The 14,578-nt window shown below is 39.3% G+C and carries 15 protein-coding genes; 2 read left to right on the forward strand and 13 right to left on the reverse strand.

Going from position 1 to position 14,578, the window contains the following annotated elements:
* Positions 1 to 3: 3 nt before the first annotated feature.
* The 3 genes from IGJ95_RS09760 to IGJ95_RS09770 form a co-directional block, all read right to left on the reverse strand.
* Entirely contained in the window at positions 4 to 870 is an 867-nt protein-coding gene (locus tag IGJ95_RS09760) for an aldo/keto reductase (RefSeq protein WP_010734940.1), read from the reverse strand.
* Positions 871 to 943: 73 nt separating this feature from the next.
* Complete coding sequence (locus IGJ95_RS09765) at positions 944 to 1,363, reverse strand: MerR family transcriptional regulator (protein ID WP_010734939.1); 420 nt, start codon at positions 1,361 to 1,363, stop codon at positions 944 to 946.
* 326 nt (positions 1,364 to 1,689) lie between these two features.
* The gene (locus tag IGJ95_RS09770; protein WP_010734938.1) at positions 1,690 to 2,589 is read right to left on the reverse strand and encodes a deoxyribonuclease IV; all 900 of its coding nucleotides are present in this window, start codon (positions 2,587 to 2,589) and stop codon (positions 1,690 to 1,692) included.
* Positions 2,590 to 2,850: 261 nt separating this feature from the next.
* Here IGJ95_RS09770 and IGJ95_RS09775 point away from each other — a divergent pair, with 261 nt between their 5' ends.
* Positions 2,851 to 5,196 (forward strand): transglycosylase domain-containing protein, encoded by a 2,346-nt coding sequence (locus IGJ95_RS09775; RefSeq protein ID WP_065096318.1) that lies wholly within the window; start codon positions 2,851 to 2,853, stop codon positions 5,194 to 5,196.
* Positions 5,197 to 5,421: 225 nt separating this feature from the next.
* On the opposite strand, the gene ccpA is transcribed toward IGJ95_RS09775, so the two are convergent.
* Positions 5,422 to 6,423, reverse strand: a complete 1,002-nt coding sequence (gene ccpA / locus IGJ95_RS09780; RefSeq protein ID WP_023520019.1) for a catabolite control protein A — start codon at positions 6,421 to 6,423, stop codon at positions 5,422 to 5,424.
* Between the two features lie 213 nt (positions 6,424 to 6,636).
* Here ccpA and IGJ95_RS09785 point away from each other — a divergent pair, with 213 nt between their 5' ends.
* Positions 6,637 to 7,740, forward strand: coding sequence for an aminopeptidase P family protein (locus tag IGJ95_RS09785; protein WP_062804914.1), 1,104 nt, complete (start codon positions 6,637 to 6,639; stop codon positions 7,738 to 7,740).
* A gap of 476 nt (positions 7,741 to 8,216) precedes the next feature.
* Here IGJ95_RS09785 and IGJ95_RS09790 read toward each other — a convergent pair whose 3' ends face one another.
* The 9 genes from IGJ95_RS09790 to IGJ95_RS09830 form a co-directional block, all read right to left on the reverse strand.
* Positions 8,217 to 8,645, reverse strand: coding sequence for a GNAT family N-acetyltransferase (locus IGJ95_RS09790; RefSeq protein ID WP_062804913.1), 429 nt, complete (start codon positions 8,643 to 8,645; stop codon positions 8,217 to 8,219).
* A 94-nt stretch (positions 8,646 to 8,739) separates the two neighbouring features.
* Positions 8,740 to 9,303 carry a YtxH domain-containing protein gene (locus IGJ95_RS09795; RefSeq protein ID WP_010734933.1) on the reverse strand — a complete coding sequence of 188 codons (564 nt, stop codon included), beginning with the start codon at positions 9,301 to 9,303 and terminating at the stop codon, positions 8,740 to 8,742.
* Positions 9,304 to 9,305: 2 nt separating this feature from the next.
* Positions 9,306 to 9,749 carry a DUF948 domain-containing protein gene (locus tag IGJ95_RS09800; RefSeq protein WP_010734932.1) on the reverse strand — a complete coding sequence of 148 codons (444 nt, stop codon included), beginning with the start codon at positions 9,747 to 9,749 and terminating at the stop codon, positions 9,306 to 9,308.
* Between the two features lie 124 nt (positions 9,750 to 9,873).
* Positions 9,874 to 10,806 carry a UTP--glucose-1-phosphate uridylyltransferase GalU gene (gene galU / locus IGJ95_RS09805; RefSeq protein ID WP_010734931.1) on the reverse strand — a complete coding sequence of 311 codons (933 nt, stop codon included), beginning with the start codon at positions 10,804 to 10,806 and terminating at the stop codon, positions 9,874 to 9,876.
* Between the two features lie 22 nt (positions 10,807 to 10,828).
* Positions 10,829 to 11,842 (reverse strand): NAD(P)H-dependent glycerol-3-phosphate dehydrogenase, encoded by a 1,014-nt coding sequence (locus IGJ95_RS09810; protein WP_153830240.1) that lies wholly within the window; start codon positions 11,840 to 11,842, stop codon positions 10,829 to 10,831.
* A 43-nt stretch (positions 11,843 to 11,885) separates the two neighbouring features.
* Positions 11,886 to 12,716: a prolipoprotein diacylglyceryl transferase gene (gene lgt, locus IGJ95_RS09815; RefSeq protein ID WP_023520023.1), complete on the reverse strand. Its 831-nt coding sequence runs from the start codon at positions 12,714 to 12,716 to the stop codon at positions 11,886 to 11,888.
* 14 nt (positions 12,717 to 12,730) lie between these two features.
* Positions 12,731 to 13,669, reverse strand: a complete 939-nt coding sequence (gene hprK, locus IGJ95_RS09820; protein ID WP_010734928.1) for an HPr(Ser) kinase/phosphatase — start codon at positions 13,667 to 13,669, stop codon at positions 12,731 to 12,733.
* A gap of 229 nt (positions 13,670 to 13,898) precedes the next feature.
* Complete coding sequence (locus IGJ95_RS09825) at positions 13,899 to 14,255, reverse strand: phage holin family protein (RefSeq protein ID WP_010734927.1); 357 nt, start codon at positions 14,253 to 14,255, stop codon at positions 13,899 to 13,901.
* The gene (locus IGJ95_RS09830) at positions 14,255 to 14,560 is read right to left on the reverse strand and encodes a PspC domain-containing protein (protein ID WP_010734926.1); all 306 of its coding nucleotides are present in this window, start codon (positions 14,558 to 14,560) and stop codon (positions 14,255 to 14,257) included. The genes IGJ95_RS09825 and IGJ95_RS09830 overlap by 1 nt, the downstream gene beginning before the upstream one ends.
* Positions 14,561 to 14,578 lie beyond the last annotated feature (18 nt).

Here is a 14,578-nt window from a genome sequence, read left to right on the forward strand (position 1 = left end):
CTATCATTTTTCTGTAGCCAACATTCTCTCCATAAACCATTCCACTTGTTGTGGTGCATCATGGTCAAAGAAGGCAGACTCTTTCATATCTAAAGCGACTATTTTTTCAACATCTTCATTCGAAAGTTCAAAATCAAAGATATCAATATTTTCAGCCATTCTCTCTGGTCGAACAGATTTTGCTAGAGCAACGATCCCTCTTTGCATCAACCAACGAAGAACAACTTGTCCGACTGTTTTATCATATTTTTTACCGATTTCTGCTAATTCAGGATTTGTGAACAACTCGTGACGACCTTCAGCAAATGGTGCCCAAGCTTCGATTTGTACGCCATATTTTTCATGCCATTCTTGATCTTCTACACGTTGGTTCCAAGGATTTACTTCTATTTGATTGATTTGAGGTTTCACATCATTCAAACCAACAAATTCGATCATTTTAGCCGATTTGAAATTGGAAATCCCAATTGCACGTAATTTCTCTGCTTTTTGAGCAGCAACCATTGCACGCCATGCGCCATAGATATCTCCATAGGGTTGATGAATTAGATATAAATCAAGATACTCTAACCCCATTGCCTCCAGAGAATGTTCGATCGTTTCAGTTGCTTTTTCTTCTGGAGTTTGTAGAATAAATAATTTAGAAGTGACAAAAAGTTCTTCACGCTTTACACTTCCTTCGGCGATCGCACGTCGGATTCCTTCACCAGTTTCTTTTTCATTTCCGTAAATAAATGCTGTGTCGATCAAACGATATCCTGCATTGATGGCTTGATAAACCGCTTCTGCTGTTTCTTCTAGTGGAATTTGATAAACCCCAAATCCTAGTTGAGGCATCTCTACACCATTGTTCAATTTTATTGTGTTCATGTTATTTCCTCCTTTTCTTCTTTACCTTTTCTATCCTAAACCTTGAAGTTAGATCCATAGCAAGAAAAAATTTTTACTTTTTTCGTTCCCATAATTTTTCGACTTTATCTGGAGTCATTTCCCCAGCCTTGAACTTCGCAATATGTTCATCATACGTTTCGATCTTATAAACCAGCAATTCTCTCACTTCCTGCATCTCCTCTAGTTTTCTATCTAGTTCTTCTAACTGATCAACTAAAATCTGCTTTTGCGCTTTTTCCACGTTTTGTGCTTCGCGTAATTGAGCCAAGTGAGCAAATTCAATGAGAGATTCTACAGACAAACCCGCGTTACGTAAATTTTTTGCTAAATAAATCCAATTTAGGTCATTTGTTGTGTAATCCCGATACCCACTCTCATTACGACTAACCGGCGGGATGACTCCTACACGTTCATAGTAACGGAGTGTATCCACACTCAAATCAAACATGTCAGCTGCTTTTTTTATATTCATTCCATCACCCTCCACTTTTATATAGGTTATCATAAACCCTAAAGTCAACTCCAAGGCAAATGATAATCAACAAATTTTCTTTATTTGATTGGTTTTCTTTTATCATCCGTTTCTTTCAAAATAAACATAACCTTATCTTTTTAATTTAAAATCAAGTTAACAACGAGAAGAGAAGCAACTTCTTCAAAAAATAAGGCACCATCCACAAAAATTTGAAGAACAATTTTCGTGGATGGTGCCTTATTTCTCGAGGCTGAACACTTCTGTCCCGACCTCAAGTCATTCGATCCTAAAAATCAATTTATTTAATAAAGAATATGACTTACTTAGCCTTCTACATCTGCTAATAATTCTGGGAATACTTCTGGGTTGAAGGTTTCAGCTTTGAACATCGCGATTTCTTTCCCATAAGGGGCATAAGCTAATTTTTTATCTTTTCCGACATATGGTGTTTCAAGAATCTTTGAAACATCTTTGAACATTGGTTCATGGACGATTTTATTCAATGCATCAAAACCGATCGTACCAAAGCCGATATTGGCGTGGCGGTCTTTATGTGAACCTTGTGGATTTTTTGAATCATTGATGTGTAGTACTTTTAAGCGATCTAAACCAATCACTTTATCAAACGTTTCAATGACGCCATAAAAATCATTCGCTACATCATAGCCGGCATCATTCGTGTGGCACGTGTCAAAGGTGACTGATAGCTTTTCATTCAATGTCACTCCATCAATGATCTGTGCCAACTCTTCGAACGTTCTGCCGATCTCTGTACCTTTTCCTGCCATTGTCTCTAAGGCGATTTGTGCGGTCTGTTCTTTCGTCAAGACTTCATTTAGCCCTTCAATGATCCTTGCAATCCCTGCCTCTGCTCCAGCACCGACATGTGCGCCTGGATGCAATGTGATCTGAGTTGCTCCTAATGCTTCCGCTCGAACGATTTCTTCTCTTAAAAACTGTACAGCAAAAGGAAACATCTCTGGTTTCGTTGTATTTCCTAAATTAATGATATACGGTGCATGGACCACTATATTCTTCAATCCATTTTCTTCCATATATTGTTTTCCAGCTTCAATATTCATTTCTTCAATTGGTTTTCTACGGGTATTTTGTGGTGCGCCTGTATAGATCATAAAAGTAGAAGCACCATAGCTGGCTGCTTCTTCTGCTGCACCTAGTAACATCTTTTTACCGCTCATACTGACATGTGAACCTAATAACATCTTACTCCTCCTATAAAGCCCTCTCGGCTAGTCACTCAGTGAATGGATTTGTTCACTCTCCTTTTATCTTAACTGAAACGGATTTGAAAGAAAAGTTTGAAATCTGTCCAATGATCCGAGCAGATACAAAATAACTAGAAGAATTTTTAATGTTTTCTCAAAACCAAAGGTCAAATAAGACACAAAAAAAGCCATGTCTGTTTTTTTGTTCTATTATTTGCTATAATTAGCGAAATAAAACCATTAGTTGAGGTGAAACCTTTGCCACGTAATAATACACGAAGAAAACAAGCACGACGAACAAAAGAAAAGTGGTTTGTTCCTAAGGTCATTTTTCGCGTTTTTCAATCATTAACCGTTTTTATCATGGTTCTTATCATTCTATTCGCTGCATTAGGTGTGGGAGTCGGTGCCGGCTATTTTGCGTATCTAGTTGAAGATACAAAGCTACCTTCCAAATCTGAGTTACAATCTGAGTTAGGCAATATAACCGAAACATCAAAACTTGTTTATGCCGATAATACAGAGATCTCGACGATCCAAACTGATTTGATGCGGACAACCGTCCCTTCAGATCAAATGTCGCCTTATTTAAAATCTGCGATCATCAGCACAGAGGATGAATATTTTGAAGAACATAAAGGCTATGTTCCTAAAGCGGTGATCCGAGCACTTTTCTCTGAAGCAACCGGGATCGGCTCATCTGGAGGATCAACACTGACCCAGCAGTTAGTCAAGCAACAGATTTTGACCGATGAAACAACCTTTAAACGTAAAGCAAATGAGATCTTATTGGCTGCTCAAGTCGAGAAACATTTTACAAAAGACGAAATCATCTCCACTTATTTGAATGTTTCACCTTTCGGAAGAAACAATAAAGGCCAAAATATTGCCGGTGTCCAAGAAGCTGCGCAAGGGATCTTCGGAGTCAATGCGAGCGATTTATCCTTACCACAAGCGGCATTTATCGCAGGTTTACCACAAAGTCCGATCACTTATAGCCCTTATACCAATACAGGTGCATTGAAAGAAGACCTTACTGCCGGCTTAGAAAGAAAAGACATCGTGCTATTTAGCATGTACCGTGAACACCAAATCACAAAAGAACAATATGAAGAAGCAAAAGCCTATGACTTAACAAAAGATTTCTTAGGTCAACAAGTGGCAGAACAAACTGACCGTGACTTCTTATATTACACGGTCATGAATGCCGCGACCGATATCATTGCTAGACAATTGGGAGAAAAAGATAACGCAGATCTATCCGATACAGACGTCTACAATGCCTACTATCAACGTGCAGAACAAACGATCCAAAATCAAGGGTACACGATTCATTCAACGATCGATAAAGGCATCTATGATGCGATGCAAGCAGGTGTTGCCAATTATGGTTACTTACTTGATGACGGAAAAGGCACACCTGTTGAGACTGGTAACGTTCTGATGGATAATAAAACCGGTCGAGTTTATGGATTTGTCGGTGGTCGTAATTATGCGCTGAACCAAAATAATCATGCCTTTGATACTCAAAGACAAGCCGGGTCATCGATCAAGCCGATGTTGGTTTATGGTCCAGCGATCGATATGGGCTTAGTTGGTTCAGAATCACGTGTTTCTGACTATGCAACTACTTGGCAAGAAGGCTCAAATGCGGGAGAAGACATCGTCAATGCGACGAATAAAGGATCAAATACCTTCCAAACGGTTCGTGAATCATTGGAATGGTCGAACAATATCCCTGCTTACCATTTATATCAAGATGTTTTGAACAATGGCGGCTCAAAACAATACGCCTACGAAACGTATCTATCAAAAATGAACTATCCCGCAAATGCCAACTGGGGCGTTGAATCGGCACCACTGGGAACAGTCGATGTCACCACTCTTCAACAAACCAATGGCTTCCAGGCATTAGCAAATAATGGCGAATTCCAGCAAGCGTATATCATTGATGCAATCACTGACAACGAGGGGAATGTCATTTATCAACACGAAGTTAAACCAGTGCGCGTCTTTTCCGAAGCCGCAGCTTCGATCGTCAATGATATGTTGCGTAGCGTTATCAATGAAAAGATCACCACACCATTCAAAGATGATATCACTAGTCTCAATGGCAGCTTAGGTCAAGCGGACTGGATCGGTAAAACTGGTTCAACGAATGATTACCGAGATTCATGGTTAGTTGTCTCCACACCCTCTGTCACGATCAGTAGTTGGGCAGGACACGATGATAATACCGGAATGGATGCCCAAGCAAGATTGCGTTCATCCAAATATTTAGCGAATTTAATCAATCAAGTGTATCAAGTAAACCCAACGATTTTTGGTACCGATCAGAAATTCACACTTGCTTCTGATGTGAAGAAAGAAGACGTTTCTGCCTTCACAGGACAATTACCTGGAAAAGTGACCGTTGACCGAAGATCGATCAATACACCTAGCAAAACTGTCGAGTCACTTTGGGCAAAAAATGGTCCTGAGAAAAGCACCTTCAAATTTGGTGTAGGTGGAACAGATGAAAATTACAAAGATTACTGGAATACTGTCGGAACATTCGAACGTGAAAATCCACAGAACAAAGAGGATGACAAAGACGACGATTAAAAAAACAATTTGAGTCCACTACTCTTTCTCAAAAAAAAATGAGTCAGATCTTGATAAATGATATCAAGATCCGGCTCATTTTTTATTCGTTTTTACTTATCTTTGGTGAAGCTTTACCCCTGTTATTTCCATAAAAAAGTAGCTGAAACGACTATTCTTTGTCATTTCAGCTACTTTTAATTATCGTTTTATTTGATCAATCGCTTGATGTTTATCTCAATCGATTTATTTCGTTGAACCTTTTTCTTCAATTCCATATGGTAAGATGATTGTTTTTTCTTCTACTTCTTCTTTGTTCATCATTTTTGTCAATAGACGCATTGATACCGCACCTAAGTCATATAATGGTTGCGTAATACTTGTCAAGCGTGGGCGAGCAACTTCAGTCAATAAAGAATTGTTGCTTGTGATGATCTCAAATTCTTCTGGTACTTTGACACCACGGTCAATCAAGCCATCTAAAATACCGATTGCTAGTTCATCATCCGTTACATAAACAGCAGTTGCTCCACTATTGTGGATACGTTCTACTAATGACAAGCCATCTCTAAAATTATAGCTTGATTCAAAGATCAAACCTTCACTATAAGTCAGTCCGTTTTCTTTCAACGCTTCTTTGTAGCCTTTCAAACGGTTTTGGCCATTGATCGGGTCAATCAATGCACCACTTACAAAGGCAATTTTTTTATTGCCGTTTTTAGCTAATTTAGTTACTGCATCTTTTGTCGCTGAAGTATAGTCGATATTGACACTTCCTACTTGTTCGTCTGGATCGATCGAACCAGCTAAAACAACTGGAGTTTTTGAACGTGAGAATTCGCCACGGATTTCATCTGTGATATGATGCCCCATGAAAATCACACCGTCAACTTGTTTGGCTAAAAGATTGTTCAGTACGTTGACTTCTTTTTGGTCATTTCCGTCTGAATTTGCCAAAATGATATTATATTTGTACATCGTTGCCACATCATCGATCCCACGTGCTAATGAAGCAAAGAACATATTGCTGACATCTGGGATGATGACCCCAACCGTCGTTGTTTTTTTACTTGCAAGACCACGAGCTACAGCATTTGGGCGATAATCTAAGCGGTCAATGACTTCCAATACTTTTTTTCTTGTAGCTGGTTTTACATTTGGATTCCCATTGACAACACGTGAAACAGTAGCCATCGAAACATTTGCCTCTCTCGCTACGTCATAAATAGTGATAGTTTGTTTTTCCATCGTTGTTCTCCTATTCTGTTTTTATATCTTTTCTGAAAATACGATTTACATTTCTAAAACAGGATATCAAAGATTGACAGAAATTGCAACCGTTTTACTAGCGTTTTCATGAAAAAAATCACCTTTTTCACTTTTAGTCAATTGGTCTTTTTTTACAAGAGTGGTACAATGAATTATCGAAACATGCCATAAATGTGAAAGAAGGATGTCCAAATGAATCTTGAAAAAATCAATGAATTACGCCAATGGATGGCTCAAAAAGAAATCGACCTTGCTTATATCAGTGATCCAGGTCATATCGCCTATTTTGCTGGTTATAAAAGTGAACCCCATGAACGTGTACTAGCTCTATTTCTTCCACTTGACCAAGATCCTTTCTTGTTTACACCTGCATTAGAAGTAGAAGATGCACAAAATAGTCCTTGGGCCTATGATGTCCGAGGTTATCTTGATAGTGAAGATCCTTGGCTATTGATCGGGCAAGAGATCCGCACCCGTTATCCACAAATAAAAACGATCGGGATCGAAAAAAATGCATTGACGGTTGATCGCTTTGACGCGTTATCGCAACAAATGACAAGCAGTGTCCGATTTGCTGACCTGACTCCGGTCATCCAACGTCTGCAATTGATCAAAACAACAAAAGAAAAAGAGCAATTGATTGCGGCAGGAAAATGGGCAGATGTAGCTTTTGAAATTGGTTTTCGCTCCATCAAAGAAGGCGTAACGGAACAAGCGATTATTGCTGAAATCGAATATCAACTAAAAAAACAAGGGGTATCTCAAATGTCTTTTGACACGCTAGTTTTAGCGGGGACAAATGCAGCAAGCCCTCATGGAACACCTGGAAGTACTACGATCCAACCAAATGAACTTGTCTTGTTCGATCTAGGCGTCGTATGGGATGGCTATTGTAGTGATGCGACACGAACAGTTGCCTTCCAAAAACCGACAGAATTTCAAGAGAAAATCTACCAAATCACGCTTGAAGCCCAATTAGCAGCTCAAGAAGCTGTTCGTCCAGGCGTCACAGCCGCTGAACTTGATCAAGTCGCACGTAACGTCATTGAAAGCTACGGCTACGGCGAATACTTCAATCATCGTCTAGGTCATGGTATTGGTACAACTGTTCATGAATATCCCTCACTAGTGGCAGGCAATGATCTAGTGATCGAAGAAGGCATGTGCTTCTCATTAGAACCAGGTATTTATATCCCTGATCAAGTAGGCGTAAGAATCGAAGATTGCGTCTATGTCACAAGTGACGGTTGCATCCCATTTACAACAACACCAAAAGAATTATTAGTGGTGGAGTAAGGTTGTGAAAGAAGCGTTTTGACCTGAGCAGTAAGAGGGGAAATCAGAAAATAGCTTTCCATATTTTTTGATTTCTCAGCTTAATGTTGAAGGTCAGCTTCTTGAACACCGTTCATCGAGGTTGTGAGAAAGCCGTTCTGCTCCGAGTATTAAGACAGAACTTGAGAAAATAGCTTCTCACATTTTTTCAAGTTTTGACTTAATATTGAAGGAGCTGGCTTTCGAACACCGTTTATCGAGGTTGTGAAAGAAGCGCTCAACACTGAGTAATAAGGGCAAAAAAACCAAAATGGCTTTTTTCATTTTGGTTTTTTTGACTTATTATTGAAATGTTGCTTCTTGAACACCGTTTATCATAGGTTGTGAAAGAAGCGTTTTGACCTGTAAATAAGCGATAACCCCAAAGTAGAAACTATTTTCGGGTTATCGCTTATTTTTTTTAGTTGCTTTTTCTGATATCCGTTAGTTGTCGATACCTATTCATTTGCTATTTGTTGCTTTAAATAGAATTTCGTTGTGCCAACAAAAGGCATATTTTCCACCGAAGCAAACACCTCAAAGCCATGCCTTTCGTAGAACTCTCGAGCTTGATAATCTTGCGTATTGACGGTCATATACAAACACTGGTTTTCCAATGCTGTTTGTTGAACCGCTTCTATTAATCGCGATCCGATGCCTTCGTGACGGTACGATTGATCTACGGCGAGCAATGATAGATGCAAGGTATTACCAAATAAAGATGCTACTGCGCCACCGATCCACTTCTCATCCTTAGATGCACTGATTGAAATGGTTTGAGTTGTTAAGTGTTCATTTGTAGAAAATGATTGCATATATTGTTCGTTCAGCAGACCAATGATTTTCTTTTCTGTTTCTTCGGAATCGCTTTTCTTGATCTCAATCATTTACAATATCCTCTCCACGTAAGATTAGAGAAAAAAGGACACGAATCAGGTTGTTTCCTGATCGTGCCTTTTCTTGCTCACTTTTTAGTGTTGCTTATTTAAATGTATCTTTTAAATCTTCTTTCGCAGTAGCTGCATCTTCTTTTGCCATCTCAGACAAGATTTTTGCATCTTCAGCTACTGGTTTAGCTTCGTCAATGCCTTCTTTTACAGTACTACCTGCTTGGTCTGCTGTATCTTTGATGTCGATCATGATGTCTTCTTTCGCAGCAGCTGCTGTGTCGCCTAAATCAGCAGCTGATTTTTTGAAACGATCAGATAAATCAGCTGATTGCTCTTTCAATGTCACTAAAATATCTTCTGATTCGTCTCCTGCGTCGGCTGTTGCGTCTGAGACTGTTTGTTTGACATTACCAGCTAAATCGCCTGCTTGTTGTGAAAGATCATGCGCTTTGTCTTTTGCGATACTTGTCAATTCAGTTGATTTTTCTTTTACCATCTCTGTATAATCAGAAGCCATATCTAGAAAATCATCCGCTTGTGCTGCTAATTCATCACGTAATTCTTTACCAGATTTTGGTGCAAGTAGCAATGCTGCCACTGCTGCGGCTGTACCACCAATCACTGCACCTAGTAAAAATCCACCTTTTTTTGCCATGATTATTTTCCTCCTGTCGTATCTGTTGTTGGTTTTTTATGTTTAAAGAATTTCACTGCAGTCCCACCGACTTTGCTGGCAACAGTTGCTTTTGCTGTTGTTTTACCGATGCCACCAACTTTTGTAACGATGTGTTTGCTTGAAGAATTCAATTCTGATACACTCTCGCTCAAATCAGCGACAGCTGTAAATAAAGGATCGATCGTTGCTACTTTTCCGTTGATATCATTCAACAATTCGTTGCTTTTCACTAACAAGCCTTCGACTTGTCTCGATAAAAGATCAACATCTTTGGTAACGACTTCAATCGTTGTGTTTGCTTCTGTTACTGTTTGTTCTGCTTTTTCAATCGTTTTTGCTAATCGAATCAATACACGTACTAGAAAGACCACAAGTATTGCAAAAGCAATTGCTGCAATCAAGCCAGCAATTTCTCCAACTGTCATAATCAAGCCTCCTTCTCCTCTTCTTGCTATAAGGATAGCATTTTCATATTTTTTAAACAAATAAAAAATAGCAAAAAGCTTCAACTACCTACATTTTGATCAGCAGCTGAAGCATCTCGTTTGTTTACTTTTTGTTAGTTGGTTCAGAAGTTTCTGTTGATTGATTGAAAGATGAAGGCGTCTCTGCTGCTAAAGACTTGCCTAATGATAGAATGTATTCTCTTAATGGTCCACCCACTTCTGGATGTGTCAATCCATATTCGATACTTGTTTTCATAAAACCAAATTTGTCGCCGACATCATAACGTTTACCCGTAAATTTACGTGCGAATACGCGTTGTGTCTTATTCAATGTATCGATTGCATCGGTCAATTGGATCTCATTACCTGCACCTGGTTTTTGCTCTGCTAAGACATCAAAGATTTCGGGTGTCAATAAATAGCGTCCAATAATTGCTAAATCACTTGGTGCTTTACTTGGTTCAGGCTTTTCAACAAAATCTTTGACATTGAATAAGCCGTCTTCTAGTTCTTCTCCTGGATTGATGATCCCATATTTAGATGTATCTTTGTGAGGTACTTGCATCACGGCGATCGTTGAAGCATGTGTACGCTCATAATCGTCGATCAGTTGTTGTGTCAATGGTATTTCATCTTCCATGATGTCATCGCCTAACATGACAACAAACGGTTCATTTCCGATGAATGCTCTTGCTTGCAACACAGCGTGTCCTAACCCTTTAGGATGCGATTGACGAATAAAATGAAGGTTTACATCCGTTGTTTCTTCCACTAATTTTAGTAATTCAGTTTTTCCTTTTTCGCCTAAGTTCGTTTCTAATTCGATATTTGAGTCAAAATGATCTTCAATTGGGCGTTTTGCTTTCCCTGTGACGATCAAAATATCTTCAATCCCTGATTTTAACGCTTCTTCTACGATAAATTGAATCGTTGGTTTATCAACGATCGGCAACATTTCTTTTGCCATCGCTTTTGTTGCAGGTAAAAATCTTGTTCCTAAACCTGCTGCTGGAATCACTGCTTTTTTTACTTTCATTTTTTTCTCTCCCTTAAAAATGTTAGTGAAATTCATTCTCTTTTTTGCCATCGCGCAACATGATCTCTGTCGCTGCTTCATTTATGTTCTTGTGCTCATATAGCACTTCATAAATCGTTTGAGTGATCGGCATCTCGATCCCCATGGTCTCAGCTAACTCTTTAGCAGCTCGTGTGGTCTGGACACCTTCCACGACCATGCCCATATTATCCAAGACTTCGCTTAATTCATGGCCTTGTCCAAGCAGATTACCGGTACGCCAATTTCTCGAGTGGATACTTGTACAAGTGACAATTAAATCACCGACACCGCTCAGTCCGATGAAGGTCAACGGATTTGCTCCCATAGCAACACCTAAGCGGCTGATTTCTGCTAATCCTCTTGTCATGATAGCTGCCTTTGCATTATCCCCAAAACCTAAGCCATGGATTGCACCTGCACCGATTGCGATAATGTTTTTTAAAGCGGCACCCATTTCGACCCCAATAACATCAGGATTCGTATAGATTCGGAAATAATGATTCAAAAATAGTGTTTGAACAAATTTAGCAGCATCTGCTTCCGTGCTTGCAGCAGTGATCGTCGTAATATCGTGACGAGCCACTTCTTCTGCATGACTTGGACCCGATAAAACAGCAATTGCTTGTCTCTTTTCTGCTGGGATCTCTTCTGCCAGGACTTCTGAGATCCGCTTGTGTGTTCCTTGTTCTAAGCCTTTACTTGCATGGATGATCACTGGTTTTGTTTGCAAGACCTCAACGAGTTCTTGACATACCGAACGAATCGCCTTAGTCGGTACAACGAACAAAACAGCATCTACATCCGAAACAGCCTTCGCCATGTCCGAGTATGCGATGATCGTTTTGGGCAATTGGTGTTTTGGTAAATAATGCTCATTGATATGCTTTTGGTTGATTTCATTAACCTGTGAGGCACGGTGACTCCAGAGTCGAACGTCATGACCATTTTCAGCAAGCACTTGTGCTAATGCTGTTCCCCACGAGCCAGCACCTAAAACCGCTACCCTATATTTCATTTTACCACTCCTGCAAATTTTTTCATTTTTTTCGACTTGGACTTTAGATAATGAATTGATTTTTCCCTAAAGATCGGTCGTAATCTGGTAAGTTGCCTTTTTTCCGACGCCAGATGAATAGAACGATTGCTCCAATGAATAGCACAGCAGATAAAAGCTGTGACACACGGATCGTATCTAAAAAGTAAAGACTATCCGTTCTCATTCCTTCGATGAAGAAACGACCAAAACTATACCATATCAAGTAAAGCAGTGCGATTTCCCCTTTTTTCAAAAGATGCGTTTTCTTCCGTAGTAATAAGAGGATGATCACGCCAATAAGGCTCCATACTGATTCATAAAGGAAAGTTGGCTGTCGATAGATCCCATCGATATACATATTATCAATAATAAAATTCGGTAAATATAGACTTTCTAAGAAACTCCTTGTTGTATCTGGTCCAAATGCTTCATGGTTCATGAAATTTCCCCAGCGCCCAATTGCTTGTGCTAATAAAACACTAGGTGCAGCAATGTCCAAGAACGTCCAGACATCAATGAAGTGATATTTCGTGTAAAAATATAATGTGATACCGCCTGCAATCAGACCACCATAAATCGCTAGACCGCCTGAACGGATATTGAATATTTGGATCGGATTTGCAATATACTGTGGTAAATCGAACAAGATGTAATACAAGCGTGCGCCAATGATCGATAGCGGTAATCCCCATAACATAAAGTCAGTGACGTCTTCTGCTTTCATTCCTACTCTTACTGCTTCTCGACTGCTTAACCACATGGCGATGATAATGCCTGAAACAATGATCAATGCATACCAGTAAATAGGAACTCCTAAAAGGTCAAAAGCGACCCGATTGATTTGTGCAATCATACTTTCACTCCTAGCTATTGTCCGTTTGAATTTTCTTCAATCAAACGGCTCAATCTTTCTTCAAATGTCTTCGTTGCATCGAATCCCATCGTTTTCGCACGGAAATTCATCGCAGCAACTTCAATGATGATCGCGACATTTCGTCCAGTTTTCACAGGTATTTTGATTTGGGGGATACCTACTTCCGCAATTTCAACAGAAGTATCTTCAGACCCTAAACGATCGTATTTTTTCTCTTTTGCCCAAGCTTCTAAGTAGACAGCTAATTGGACTTGCATCGATCCTCTGACTGCACTGGCACCAAAAAGATTCATCACATCAATGATCCCGATTCCGCGAATCTCAATCAAATGTTCAAGGATTTTTGGTGGCTCTCCAATAACAGTTAGCTCATCTTGTTGATACACATCCACTCGATCATCTGCAATCAATCGATGGCCTCTTTTGATCAGTTCTAACGCTGTCTCACTCTTCCCAATACCACTATCTCCTTGGATCAAGACACCTAGTCCATAGACATCGACTAAGACGCCGTGAACACTTGTCCTAGGTGCTAATCGTCCATCTAAATAACTTGATAACTCACCAAGTAAACGTGAGGTTGAGATTGGCGAACGCAAAACGGCCATGCCATGTTCATTTGCTGCTTGAATCATTTCTTCTGGTGCAGCTAAACCTCTAGAGATGATAAAGGCTGGCATGTCTTCACTGCATAAACGACGCATGATCATCAAACGCTCTTCCGGCATCATCCGTTCTGCGAAGCTGATTTCTTTGCTCCCAAATAACTGTAGTCGATCATGCGAATAATAATTAAAATAACCGGTCAATTCCAGTCCAGGTCTGGAGATATCACCGGTTACGATGACACGATTTAAACTTTGCTCGTCACCAGTGACGATTTCTAATGATAGTTTTTCTACTAATTGGCTAACTTTTACCATTTCTGCCATTCGTATACCTCATTTCTATTAAACTGTTCTCTTTTATTTTATCATTCTATCGGTAAAAGTACTACCAATAAAAAAAACAAGGGATATCCTTTTCATTACACTCGTTTTTTATGGCAAGCACCGATCAAGAAATCGCTGTCATTTCTTTAGAAATAAGAAGAGGAAGCGACAATTGCCACTTCCTCTTTCCACTTATTTGATTGTGCTTTATTGTCCTTTGCATTGTTTTCTAACGATTCCTGTTCATATTACGATTGCTAACGATGATATTTACGAATGACATGATCACTGCAATCATTATAGCTGATCCAAATGACGAAAAGCTAAAATTAGCTGCTCCGACAAAGAAGGAGGTCATTTGTAAAATCAATGCGTTGATCACAAAAGTGAATAATCCAAACGTCAACAAGGTAAAGGGGATCGATAAAAACATAATGAATGGCTTGACTAATAGATTCAGCACAGAAAGAACAAAACTCGCCACAACTGCGGTCCAAATACTATTCACAAATATCATATTTGGAAAAATAACTGCCAGAGAGATAAACGTCAGCGTACTAACAACAATACGTTGAAGATAAGACATTAAAAGTCACTCCATTCGTCATCGTTGATTTTCTCTGCCTCTTTTCGTTTATTCGTTTGTTCTCTGTAGTTGTTTTTTTGATAATAGTCGTTGTCATGTCCATATCGACGTTGATTATTCTTTCCTGAAGGCACAAGCAAAGCCAACAGAATGTATAAAATAATTGGGCTTCCGAATGCAACTAAACTTAAGAAGACGTAAATGACACGAACAACTGTTGGATCAATCCCAAGATATTCAGCAATCCCAGCTAAAGTACCAGTCAATACAATATTTTTATTTGATTTTGTCAACTTTTTTTTCATTTTCTTTCACCTCTGTTC

Origin of the sequence: Enterococcus sp. AZ156 (assembly GCF_051714165.1) — a bacterium.
Taxonomy (GTDB): domain Bacteria; phylum Bacillota; class Bacilli; order Lactobacillales; family Enterococcaceae; genus Enterococcus_B; species Enterococcus_B pernyi.

Coding starts and splice junctions, on each gene's coding strand:
- IGJ95_RS09760 (WP_010734940.1), bottom strand. CDS start 870: ATGAACACAATAAAATTGAACAATGGTGTAGAGATGCCTCAACTAGGA.
- IGJ95_RS09785 (WP_062804914.1), top strand. CDS start 6,637: ATGAATCTTGAAAAAATCAATGAATTACGCCAATGGATGGCTCAAAAA.
- lgt (WP_023520023.1), bottom strand. CDS start 12,716: ATGATTGCACAAATCAATCGGGTCGCTTTTGACCTTTTAGGAGTTCCT.
- IGJ95_RS09770 (WP_010734938.1), bottom strand. CDS start 2,589: ATGTTATTAGGTTCACATGTCAGTATGAGCGGTAAAAAGATGTTACTA.
- hprK (WP_010734928.1), bottom strand. CDS start 13,669: ATGGCAGAAATGGTAAAAGTTAGCCAATTAGTAGAAAAACTATCATTA.
- IGJ95_RS09825 (WP_010734927.1), bottom strand. CDS start 14,255: ATGTCTTATCTTCAACGTATTGTTGTTAGTACGCTGACGTTTATCTCT.
- IGJ95_RS09810 (WP_153830240.1), bottom strand. CDS start 11,842: ATGAAATATAGGGTAGCGGTTTTAGGTGCTGGCTCGTGGGGAACAGCA.
- IGJ95_RS09795 (WP_010734933.1), bottom strand. CDS start 9,303: ATGGCAAAAAAAGGTGGATTTTTACTAGGTGCAGTGATTGGTGGTACA.
- ccpA (WP_023520019.1), bottom strand. CDS start 6,423: ATGGAAAAACAAACTATCACTATTTATGACGTAGCGAGAGAGGCAAAT.
- IGJ95_RS09830 (WP_010734926.1), bottom strand. CDS start 14,560: ATGAAAAAAAAGTTGACAAAATCAAATAAAAATATTGTATTGACTGGT.
- IGJ95_RS09765 (WP_010734939.1), bottom strand. CDS start 1,363: ATGAATATAAAAAAAGCAGCTGACATGTTTGATTTGAGTGTGGATACA.
- IGJ95_RS09800 (WP_010734932.1), bottom strand. CDS start 9,749: ATGACAGTTGGAGAAATTGCTGGCTTGATTGCAGCAATTGCTTTTGCA.
- IGJ95_RS09790 (WP_062804913.1), bottom strand. CDS start 8,645: ATGATTGAGATCAAGAAAAGCGATTCCGAAGAAACAGAAAAGAAAATC.
- galU (WP_010734931.1), bottom strand. CDS start 10,806: ATGAAAGTAAAAAAAGCAGTGATTCCAGCAGCAGGTTTAGGAACAAGA.